Here is a 10,246-nt window from a genome sequence, read left to right on the forward strand (position 1 = left end):
CTCCCCGGCTGAGCCCCGCCCGGCCGGACCCGGCACCGGCTGTCCCGTTCCAGCCCGGCCGATCCAGACAGGCGGCATCCAGGCCGTCAGGGTTCATCGCGATGGACCCCACAAGATCCACATCCGTGGTCCTGGGGTCCATCGTGATCGTGCTGTGACGCGGGGGGCGGCGGTGGAAGGGGAGTCCGCCGTTGCGCCCTGCCCGACTCCGGCCCGCCCGACAGCGGGCCGGGTCGACAGCGGGCCTGCCCGACCGCGGGCCGGGTCGACAGCGCGACGGGGAGCGGTTAACGTCGCGACGGTCCGATGCGACCGATGAACCGAGACCATGTCGGGGGGCCTGGTCAGGTGCGTGCTACCCGTCCACTCGCGCTCGCGGCGGCGCTGACCCTGGCGGTCACCGCGGGCTGCGGCGGCGGAGACGACCGCGGCGACGGGCCGCGGGCCTCCGGCGCGCCCGGCTCCCCGGGGGCCCAGCCCAAGGATCCCTACGCCTGGATCCCCGGCCATGTCGCGAAGATGAGCGTCGAGGAGAAGGTCGGGCAGCTGTTCGTGACGCGGTTCTCCAGCCGCTCCGACGCCCTCGCGAAGATCAGGAAGTATCACGTCGGCGGGCTGATCTACTTTCCCGGCAACTTCGGCGCCCCGGCGAAGACGGCCGCGCAGTCGAACGCGCTGCAGAAGGCGTCCAAGATCCCGCTGCTGCTCGGCGTGGACGAGGAGCAGGGCATCGTCTCGCGCACGCCGTTCATCACCGCGTTCCCCGGCAACATGGCGCTCGGCGCGACCGGCAACCCCGCAGACGCCCGCGCCGCCGCGCAGGTCACCGGCACCGAGCTGCGCGCGGTCGGGATCAACCTGGACTACGCGCCCGACGCCGACGTGAACGTGAACCCGCGCAACCCGGTGATCGGGCTGCGCTCGTTCGGCGCCGACCCGGGCCTGGTGTCGAAGATGACGGCCGGGGCCGTCGAGGGCTACCAGGCCGCCGGGGTCGCCGCGGCGGCCAAGCACTTCCCCGGGCACGGCGACACCGCCACCGACAGCCACACCGGCCTGCCGGTGATCAGGCACACCCGCCCGATGTGGGAGCGGCTGGACGCGCCCCCGTTCCGGGCGGCGATCGCGGCGGGCGTCGACATGGTCATGACCGCGCACATCGTCGTGCCGAAGCTCGACAGGTCCGGCGACCCGTCCACGCTGTCGCGGAACGTCCTGGTCAGGCTGCTGCGCGACGCGCTCGGCTACCGCGGCGTGATCACGACGGACTCGCTGGAGATGGCGGGCGTGCGGGAGAAGTACGGCGACGCGTCCGTCCCCGTCCGCGCGCTGGACGCGGGCGCCGACCAGCTGCTGATGCCGCCGAGCCTGCCGCGCGCCTACAAGGCGGTGCTGAAGGCCGTCCGGTCCGGGAAGATCCCCGCGGACCGGCTGGACGGGTCCGTCACCCGCATCCTCAAGCTCAAGCAGCGGCGCGGCCTGTTCCAGGACACCGCCGCCGACCCGGCCAGGGCCGACGCGGTGATCGGGACGTCCGCGCACAAGGCCATCGCGCGCCAGGTCGCCGACCGCGCGGTCACGCTCGTCCGCAACGACCGGAACGTGCTGCCGCTGAAGGGGAAGAAGGTCGCCGTCTCCGGACCCGCGGCCGGGACGCTGCGCGCGTCGCTGCGCCGTCACGGCGTCACGGTGACCTCGGCCGGCTCGGCGGACGTCACCGTCCTGACCACGCTGAACGCGGGCCGGGCCACGGCCGCCGAGATCCGCGCGCTCGGCGCGAAACCGGTCGTGGTCGCGGCGCTGGGCCGCCCCTACGACCTCGACTCCGCCGGGGGCGCGGCGGGCGCGCTGGCCACGTACTCCTCCAGCGCGGTGTCGGTCGGCGCCCTCGGCCGGGTGCTGAGCGGCGCGGTGAAGCCGACGGGCCGGCTGCCGGTGCCCGCGGCCGGACAGCGGGTCGGCCACGGCCTCGGCTACCGGTAGCCGGACCTACCGGTAGCCGAGCCCTCTGCACACACCCAGCTCAGGAAGTCACACCCCCAGCTCGGCCAGGCCCGGCAGGTGGGCGCGGGCGGCCTCGCGGGCCTGCGCGGCGGTGCGCGCGGCGCGGGCGGCGGCGGCGGCCTGGCGGCACTCGTCCAGCGTGTGCCGGGCGAGCGCGGCCCGCACCAGCGGCAGCGACGGCGCGCTCATCGACAGCGACGTCACGCCGAGACCGACCAGGACGCAGGCGAGCGCGGGGTCGGCGGCGGCCTCGCCGCAGACGCCGCACGGGACGCCCGCGTCGGCGGCCGGGGCGATCAGGTCGAGGACGGCGGGCTGCCACGGGTCCTGGAGATGCGCGAGCCCGCCGATCTGCCGGTCCGCCGCGCACGCGTACTGCGTCAGGTCGTTGGTGCCGATGCTGAAGAACGCCACCTCCGGCGCGATGTCGCGGGCGCGGAGCGCGGCGGCGGGCACCTCGATCATGACGCCGGGATGCGCGATGCCCGCCTCGCGGCAGGCGGCGGTGAAGTAGGCGGCCTCCGCCGCGTCCGTCACCATCGGGGCCATGACCTGCAGCTTCGCGGTCAGCCCCGCGGAGGCGCGGGCCAGCGCGCCGAGCTGGGCGGCGAGGACCTCCGGGTACCGGCGCGACATCCGCAGGCCGCGCTCGCCGAGCGCCGGGTTCGGCTCCTCGCCCGGCGGCGGCAGGAACGCCAGCGGCTTGTCGGCGCCCGCGTCCAGCGTCCGGACGACGACCCGGCCCTCCGGGAACGCCTCCAGGACGGCCCGGTACGCCGCCTCCTGCTCCTCGTCGGTCGGCGCCTTCTGCCGGTCGAGGAAGAGGAACTCGGTGCGGTACAGGCCGACGCCCTCCGCGCCGTTCGCCTTCGCGGCGTCGAGGTCCTTCGGGCCGCCGATGTTCGCCAGCAGCGGCACCCGGTGGCCGTCCTTGGTGGCGCCGGGCCCGGTGGAGTCCTCCAGGGCGGCGGCGCGGGCGGCGGCCGCGGCGCGGGCGGCGGCGATGTCGGCGTCGGACGGGTCGCGGCGCACCGTCCCGGCGGCCCCGTCGACGAGGACGCGGGTGCCGTCCGCCAGCGACGTCGCGCCGGGCAGCGCCACGACGGCGGGCACGCCCATCGTCCGGGCGATGATCGCGGTGTGGCTGGTCGGCCCGCCCTCCTCGGTCACGAACGCGATGACCTGCGCCGGGTCGAGGACGGCCGTGTCGGCGGGCGCGAGATCGCGAGCGACCAGCACGAACGGCTCGTCGGACTCGGGGACGCCGGGCATCGGCAGGCCGAGCAGCCGGGCGAGCGCGCGGTCGCGGATGTCGTCCAGGTCGGTGACCCGGGCCGCCATGTACTCGCCGGCCCCGGCGAGGAGGTCCCGGTAGACGCCGAACGCCTCGTACACGGCGCGGGCCGCACCCGTCCCGCGGTCGATCCGGGCGCGGACGTCGTCGGCGAGGCCGGGGTCGCGGGCCATCATCGCCTGCGCGCCCAGCACCTCCTCCCCCATGGGGTTGCCGACCGCGGCGGCGCGGGTGCCGCGCTCCTCGAGCTCGGCGGCGACGGCCTCCAGCGCGGCGAGCGCCGTCGCGCGCTCGGCCTCGGCGTCACCGCCGTGCCGGGACTCGGCGGGCGGCTCGGGGACGGCCCCGGCGATCGTCCGCACCGGACCGGCGCCGACACCCGGGCTGACCCCCGCGCCCTGCAGAACCTCCGGCACCGTCAGGACTCCTCGGGCTCCGGCTCGGCCAGCAGCTTCTCAAGATCGTCGAGCAACTCCTCCGCGCCCGCGCCCTCCGCGGACAGGACGACCTCCTCTCCATGCCGGGCGTCCAGCCCGAGCACGGCGAGGATGCTCTTGGCGTTCACGGGGGTGCCGCCGGGCTTGCTCACGGTCACGTCCATCGGGGCCTTGGCCGCGGTCTGGACGAAAAGCGCGGCGGGCCGCGCATGCAGCCCCACCCTCGACTGGATCTTGACATTGCGCTCGGTCACGGCACACTCCTCTTTGGCTTAGTTCTGTCCAGATTGGCTTTGGCCATGCTGATCCGGCCCGCCGGACCGATCCGGCCGGCTCTGCCGGAGGCCGGGCACCCGCAGCGCGGGGCCCGGCACGACGTCGACGTCCTCGAAGTCGGCGACCAGGTGGTCGGCCCCGGCCAGCGCGCCCGCCGGCTGCGTGGTGCCGACGCCCACGCACGTCATGCCGGCGGACTTCACGGCCGCGACGCCCGCCGGGGTGTCCTCGAACCCGACCGCGTGCTCGGCCGGGACGCCGAGGTCCCGCGCGGCGGCCAGGTAGCCCTCCGGGTCGGGCTTGCCGGTGCCGACGTCCCCGGCGGTCACCACGAGGTCCAGCAGGCCGCGGACGCCCAGCTCGTCCAGCAGGTCCTCGGCGTACGAGCGTTCGGCCGACGTCACCACGGCGAGCGGGACGCCGCGCCCGGCGAGCGTCCGGACGAGCCCGACCGCGCCGGGGACGGGCGAGACGGCCGGCATCCCCGGCGCCCGCTGGTAGGAGACGACCTCCTCGAACAGCTCCTCGACCGTCCGGCCGGGGAACAGGTGCGACAGCTCCCCGAGCACCTCGAGCCCGCGGCGCCCCGCGAACGAGGCGATCAACGCGTCGTCGTAGGGGGCGCCGTGCGCGTCGAACAGCCGCGACCACTGGGCCCGGCTGCGCGGCTCGGTGTCGATGAGGGTGCCGTCGAGGTCGAACACCGCGGCCCCCAGCCCGATCACCGCCATCCGATCAGTTCCATGTGAACAGCTCGGTGCCCTTCGTCACCTCGCCCGACTCCACGATGTCGGAGAGGGCGTCGGCGTTCGCGTCCAGCGCCACGACCGCGCAGACCGGCGAGCGCCCGCCCGCCTCGATCAGCGCCGGGTCCCAGGCGACGACCGGCTGGCCGGAGGTCACCTCGTCGCCCTCGGCGGCGAGGAGCTCGAAGCCCTGCCCCTTGAGCTTGACGGTGTCGATGCCCAGGTGGACGAGCACGCCGTGGCCCTCGGCGTCCACGACGACGTAGGCGTGCGGATGCAGTTTGACGATCTTCCCGGTGACGGGCGCGATGGCGTGGCCGGGGGCGCGCTCGGGGTCGACCGCCGTGCCCGGGCCGACCATGGCCTGGGCGAACACCGGGTCGGGCACGCCGGCGAGGCCGACCACCCGGCCGGAGACCGGTGACAGTACTCGGGTCATCAGCGGGGGTCTCCTTAGAGTCGGTCGTGACTGGTCGAGGTGGGGGTTACTCGAGGATGTCCTCGATGTCGCTGGAGAGGGTGTCGGCCTCGGTGCCGACGACGACCTGGACGACGCTGCCGCTGCGCATGACGCCGAACGCGCCCGCCTTCTTCAGCGCGGCCTCGTCGACCTTGCTGCCGTCCTTGACCTCGGTGCGCAGCCGGGTGGCGCAGGGCTCGATCTCGATGATGTTGTCGGCACCGCCCAGTCCGGCGATGATGGCCTCGGCCTTGTCCATGTTCTTCTCCTGGTCCGGGGTGGGCCCGGTCCGGCTCTCGTCGCCCGGGCTTTTGCAGAGGGTATGTCTCAGTCTGTCTGGGTGACCTTGTTCAGGCCACGGGGCACGTCCGGGTCGATGCCGAGCCGGCGGGCGAGGTTCTCGACCAGGATCTGGCCGGGAACGATGAGGCCGAGCGGGGCCGTCCACTCGGGGAGGGCGGGGCCGGGCAGCGCCGCCGAGCACGCCGCCGCGAGATCGTCGCCGCCGCCGACGCCGAACGCGCGGGCGCCCGCGCCCTCGACCCGCCGGGCCAGCGCGACCGTGCCGGCCAGCGTCGGTCCCGAGTCGGCGGCGACGAGCAGCGCGGGGGTCTGGTCGTCGACGACGGCGATCGGGCCGTGCAGCAGGTCGGCGTACGACAGGCCCATGGCGTGCAGGTAGCACGCCTCCTTGATCTTCAGCGCGAGCTCCAGCGCGGTGCCGAACGCGATGCCGCGTCCGGACACGACCGTGCCGGGCACCTTCGCCAGCTCCTCGACGATCTCGGGCAGGGCGTCCGACGCCTCGGTCAGCTCGATCATCCGGGCGACCTCGTCGGGGACGCGGCGCAGGTCGTCCTCGGCGACGTCCGCGCCGAGGCCGATGCCCAGCACGGACAGCGCGGCGAGCTGGGTGGTGTAGGTCTTGGTGGCCGGGACGGCGATCTCGTCGCCCGCCTCCGTGAGCAGGGCGACCTCGGCGATCTCGGCCAGCGGGGAACCGGCGCCGTTGGTGACGGCGACCGTCCGGGCGCCGCAGTCCCCGGCCCAGGCGAGGGTCTCGACGATCTCCTCCGTCTTGCCGGACTGGCTGATCGCCACGGCCAGCACGCCGGAGAGGTCCAGCTTGCGCTTGTAGGTGGTCGCGATCGACGGCGCGGCGAGCGTGGCCAGCCGTCCCGCGTGCGACTCCACCAGGTAGCGGCCGTACACCGCGGCGTTGTCGGACGACCCGCGCGCGATGAACAGCACCTGCCGCGTCTCGCGGGCGAGCGCCCCGAGGTCGGGTGTGCGCGGCAGCAGCGCGTCGATCGTCCGGCGCAGCGCGTCCGGCTGCTGACCGATCTCGGCGCGCATCGTGCTGAACATTTTCATCCGGCCTTTCCGTTAATGCGGGGTCTATTGCGAGCTACCGAGGATGAAAATTGTTCATTGCTCATGATCCCCCTCCGTAGACTTTCTGCCCGTTGACCCAGGTCGTACGCGCCCGGTGGTCGGGCCCCAGCCAGACCAGGTCGGCGGCGGCACCGGGGGCGATCCGGCCGAGGTCGGGACGGCCGATCAGATCGGCCGGAACGCGGGTGGCGGCGTCGACCGCCGTGACCGCGTCGATGCCGATGCGAACGGCGTTGCCGACCGCCTCGTCCAGCCGGAGGCCGGACCCGGCCAGCGTGCCGTCGGCGCGCAGCGGCGGGCCCTCCTCGGGCATGGTGATCGGCTCGCCGCCGAGCTCGTAGGTGCCGGGCGGCATCCCGGCGGACGAGGCCGCGTCGGTGACGAGCACGACCCGTCCGGGCGCGGCCCGGAACACCAGCTCGGCCACCTTCGGCGCGACATGGTGCAGGTCGAGGATCAGGCCGGGGCTCAGCCGGTCGTCGATGAGCGCCTGGACGGCCACGCCCGGGTCGCGGTGGTGGACGCCGGTCTGCGCGTTGAAGATGTGGGTGACCTTGCGGGCCCCGGCGTCGGCGGCGGCGGCGACCTGGTCGGCGGTCGCGTCGCTGTGCCCGACGCTGACCAGGACACCGGCCTCGGTCAGGGTGCGGATCGCGTCGAGCGCGCCGTTCCGCTCGGGCGCGAGGGTGACGAGCTTGACCAGCCCGGTCTCCAGCAGCGTCGCGATCGCGCCGGGCTCCGGGTCGGTGAGGTGAACGGCGTTGTGCGCGCCCTTGCGCTTCTCCGACAGGAACGGTCCTTCCAGGTGGACGCCGAGGACGCGGGTCCCGTCCGGGAGGTTCGGGATGAGGTCGCGGGTGCGGCGCAGGGCGGCGGCCTGGACCTCGACGGGCGCGGTGATGAACGTGGGCAGGAACGCGGTCACGCCGGTCTCCGGGAGGCGGGACACGACGGTGTGCCAGCCGGTCTCGTCGGCGTCCACCATGTCGTACCCGTAGAACCCATTGACCTGGAGGTCGACCAGGCCGGGGGCGAGCAGCCCGTCCTCGAGGTCGATGTCGGGCGTGCCGAGCGTGACCGGTGGACGGCCCCCGCCCGCCTCGACGATCACACCGTTCTCCACCCGGACGTATCCCGGGGAGAGGACGCGGGTAGGACTGCCCGCGGGGGTAATGATCATGTTGGAGGCCGTGATCAGTAGTGATGCCATGAATGCGCACTCTCTGCGACACGACGATCGCTGGTCGTTAACGCCCGGTCCAACTGGTCTAGTCCGGACTAGACCAGTACGCACCATACTCCACGAATCGGATGTAGATGAAGATGCAGGCCCGAACTCGTCCGGTATCGGCTGCAGGAAAAGCCGCCGGTCCGGAAGGTGATCAGTCATGAGCACCACGGCCGCCGCCCGCGGCGGCGGTGGCGGCGGGCGCGGCGTCGGCGGCGCCTGGTCGGCGACGTTCGCGGTGCTGCAGCGGATCGGCCGGAGCCTGATGCTGCCGATCGCCGTCCTGCCCGCCGCCGGGATCCTGCTCCGCCTCGGCCAGGACGACCTGCTCGGCGCTGACGGCCTCGGCTGGAACCGCGTCGCCGAGGTCTTCGCCGCGGCGGGCGGCTCGCTGCTGGACAACCTGCCGATCCTGTTCGCGGTCGGCGTCGCCATCGGCTTCGCCAAGAAGTCCGACGGCTCCACCGCGCTCGCCGCCGTCGCCGCCTACCTGGTCTTCGACCGCGTCTCGAAGGTGATGTTCTCCCACACCAGCGAGCTGAAGGGGACGGTCGTCCAGAAGGTCCAGGCAGAGGACGGCAGCCTGGAGGAGACGGTCGCCTACGGCCTGACCAACCCGACGCAGGTGCTCGGCGGCATCGTCGTCGGGGTCATGGTCGCGCTGCTCTACCAGCGGTTCTACCGGGTGAAGCTGCCGTCCTGGCTGGCGTTCTTCGGCGGCCGGCGGTTCGTGCCGATCGTCAGCGCCGCCGCCGCGCTGCTGCTCGGCGTGGTCTTCGGGTTCGTGTGGCCTACGCTCGGCGGCTGGATCGACGGCTTCGGCGACTGGATCACCGGGGCGGGCGCGTTCGGCGCGGGCATCTACGGCGTCGCGAACCGGCTGCTGCTCCCGTTCGGGCTGCACCACATCCTGAACTCGCTGATCTGGTTCGTGTTCGGCACCTACCAGGGGCCGGACGGCGTCGTCCACGGCGAGATCAACCGCTACCTGGCGGGCGACCCGCACGCCGGGACGTTCCTCGCCGGGTTCTTCCCCGTCCTGATGTTCGGCCTGCCCGGCGCGGCCCTCGCCATCTGGCGCGCCGCTCCCCCGCACCGGCGCGGCGCCGTCGGCGGCCTGATGTTCTCGGCCGCGCTCACCGCGTTCGTCACCGGGGTCACCGAGCCGATCGAGTTCTCGTTCATGTTCGTCGCGCCCGTCCTGTACGGCATCCACGTCGTGCTGACGGGCGTGTCCCTGGGCCTGCTCGCGGCGGCGGACGCGCAGCTCGGCTTCAGCTTCTCCGCCGGGCTGATCGACATGCTGCTGAACGCGACCAAGAGCAACACCCGGCACCTGTGGATGGTGATCGCGCTGGGAGTGGTCTACTTCGTGCTCTATTACGCGATCTTCACTTTCGTGATCAAGCGGTTCAACCTGCCGACCCCGGGACGGGAGCCGGAAGAGGACATGCCGCCGGAGTCCCGTCCCGACACGCCTTCCGAGCGGGCTCCCTGACCTGCGAGTACGTCGATCTTGGTCCCCTCCAGGCGTGACCCGGTCGTTACGAATTCGTGCATTGACATGCCTTTCGGTCCTGTGGTCTAGTCCGGCCTAGACCAGTCCGAACCAAATCTCCTGTCCCTACTAGCCACCCCATCCGTCGAAACCCGGCGAATCCCATCGATCCGGCCCCCGGCCATCGAGGAAACCCCCGTGACGACCATCGACCCGCACAGTCCGGTACCGAAGTACTTCCAGCTCCGCGCGATCCTGCTCGACCTGATCGAGAGCGCGGAACTGCCCGTCGACGCCCCGATCCCGTCGGAGCGCGAGCTGTGCGTCCGGTACGGGCTGTCCCGCATGACCGTGCGGCAAGGCGTCGACCAGCTCGTCTCCGAGGGCCGGCTGTACCGCGTCCCGGGCAAGGGCACCTTCGTGGCCCGGCCCAAGATCGAGATGCCGCTGCGGCTCGTCTCGTTCACCGAGGACATGCTGAGCCGCGGCCTGCGTCCCGGCGCGATAGACCTGGACCGGCGGACCGTCTACGCGGACGCCCGCCTCGCCCGGATCTTCGAGGTCGAACCGGGAACCGAGATCCATGTCATCGAACGCCTGCGCACCGCGGACGGCGAGCCGATGGCCCTGGAACGTGCCCACATTCTCGCTTCGCTCGCGCCCGACCTGCTTGATCGTCGCCTCGCGGATCGCTCTCTGTACGGGGTCCTCGAAGCGGTGTACGGTCTCGTCTTCGACGCGGGCGATCAGACGATCGACGCAAGTCTGGCCGATGCCGCGGATGCCAGGCACCTGCAAATCCCAAGGGGCAGCGCAGTGTTGCTCCTCCAACGCCGCTCGTACACCGGTGGTGTGTGTGCGGAGCTGGGCGTGTCGACCTACAGGGCGGACCGCTACCAGATCCACAC

10 protein-coding genes are annotated in these 10,246 nt (G+C 73.0%); 3 read left to right on the forward strand and 7 right to left on the reverse strand.

The features are described 5' to 3' along the window. The first annotated feature begins 315 nt into the window (after positions 1-315). Positions 316-1,983, forward strand: coding sequence for a glycoside hydrolase family 3 protein (locus tag E1264_RS33890; protein WP_132180128.1), 1,668 nt, complete (start codon positions 316-318; stop codon positions 1,981-1,983). 48 nt (positions 1,984-2,031) lie between these two features. Here E1264_RS33890 and ptsP read toward each other — a convergent pair whose 3' ends face one another. From ptsP to nagA, 7 genes are all read right to left on the reverse strand, one after another. Continuing rightward, positions 2,032-3,720, reverse strand: coding sequence for a phosphoenolpyruvate--protein phosphotransferase (gene ptsP / locus E1264_RS33895; RefSeq protein ID WP_132180130.1), 1,689 nt, complete (start codon positions 3,718-3,720; stop codon positions 2,032-2,034). Next, the gene (locus E1264_RS33900) at positions 3,717-3,989 is read right to left on the reverse strand and encodes an HPr family phosphocarrier protein (protein ID WP_132180132.1); all 273 of its coding nucleotides are present in this window, start codon (positions 3,987-3,989) and stop codon (positions 3,717-3,719) included. Before E1264_RS33900 ends, ptsP begins: the two co-directional genes overlap by 4 nt. An 18-nt stretch (positions 3,990-4,007) precedes the next feature. Continuing rightward, the gene (locus E1264_RS33905; protein WP_132180134.1) at positions 4,008-4,742 is read right to left on the reverse strand and encodes an HAD family phosphatase; all 735 of its coding nucleotides are present in this window, start codon (positions 4,740-4,742) and stop codon (positions 4,008-4,010) included. A 4-nt stretch (positions 4,743-4,746) separates the two neighbouring features. Then, positions 4,747-5,196, reverse strand: a complete 450-nt coding sequence (locus tag E1264_RS33910; protein WP_132180136.1) for a PTS glucose transporter subunit IIA — start codon at positions 5,194-5,196, stop codon at positions 4,747-4,749. A 46-nt stretch (positions 5,197-5,242) separates the two neighbouring features. After that, positions 5,243-5,548: a PTS glucose/sucrose transporter subunit IIB gene (locus tag E1264_RS33915; protein WP_279491777.1), complete on the reverse strand. Its 306-nt coding sequence runs from the start codon at positions 5,546-5,548 to the stop codon at positions 5,243-5,245. Next, positions 5,545-6,585: an SIS domain-containing protein gene (locus E1264_RS33920; protein ID WP_132180146.1), complete on the reverse strand. Its 1,041-nt coding sequence runs from the start codon at positions 6,583-6,585 to the stop codon at positions 5,545-5,547. Before E1264_RS33920 ends, E1264_RS33915 begins: the two co-directional genes overlap by 4 nt. A gap of 67 nt (positions 6,586-6,652) precedes the next feature. Continuing rightward, the gene (gene nagA, locus E1264_RS33925; RefSeq protein WP_132180140.1) at positions 6,653-7,822 is read right to left on the reverse strand and encodes an N-acetylglucosamine-6-phosphate deacetylase; all 1,170 of its coding nucleotides are present in this window, start codon (positions 7,820-7,822) and stop codon (positions 6,653-6,655) included. Between the two features lie 178 nt (positions 7,823-8,000). Here nagA and E1264_RS33930 point away from each other — a divergent pair, with 178 nt between their 5' ends. Together E1264_RS33930 and E1264_RS33935 are read left to right on the forward strand one after the other, a co-directional pair. Continuing rightward, positions 8,001-9,338, forward strand: coding sequence for a PTS transporter subunit EIIC (locus E1264_RS33930; protein WP_132180142.1), 1,338 nt, complete (start codon positions 8,001-8,003; stop codon positions 9,336-9,338). Positions 9,339-9,536: 198 nt separating this feature from the next. Then, on the forward strand, positions 9,537-10,246 hold a 710-nt coding region (locus tag E1264_RS33935; protein WP_132180144.1), incomplete at its 3' end, for a GntR family transcriptional regulator.

Origin of the sequence: Actinomadura sp. KC216 (assembly GCF_004348535.1) — a bacterium.
Taxonomy (GTDB): Bacteria; Actinomycetota; Actinomycetes; order Streptosporangiales; family Streptosporangiaceae; genus Spirillospora.

What these genes read in the sequence shown, in the direction of transcription:
- E1264_RS33930 (WP_132180142.1), top strand. Translation starts at nt 8,001, where the DNA reads ATGAGCACCACGGCCGCCGCCCGCGGCGGCGGTGGCGGCGGGCGCGGC.
- E1264_RS33920 (WP_132180146.1), bottom strand. Translation starts at nt 6,585, where the DNA reads ATGTTCAGCACGATGCGCGCCGAGATCGGTCAGCAGCCGGACGCGCTG.
- E1264_RS33910 (WP_132180136.1), bottom strand. Translation starts at nt 5,196, where the DNA reads ATGACCCGAGTACTGTCACCGGTCTCCGGCCGGGTGGTCGGCCTCGCC.
- nagA (WP_132180140.1), bottom strand. Translation starts at nt 7,822, where the DNA reads ATGGCATCACTACTGATCACGGCCTCCAACATGATCATTACCCCCGCG.
- E1264_RS33890 (WP_132180128.1), top strand. Translation starts at nt 316, where the DNA reads ATGAACCGAGACCATGTCGGGGGGCCTGGTCAGGTGCGTGCTACCCGT.
- E1264_RS33905 (WP_132180134.1), bottom strand. Translation starts at nt 4,742, where the DNA reads ATGGCGGTGATCGGGCTGGGGGCCGCGGTGTTCGACCTCGACGGCACC.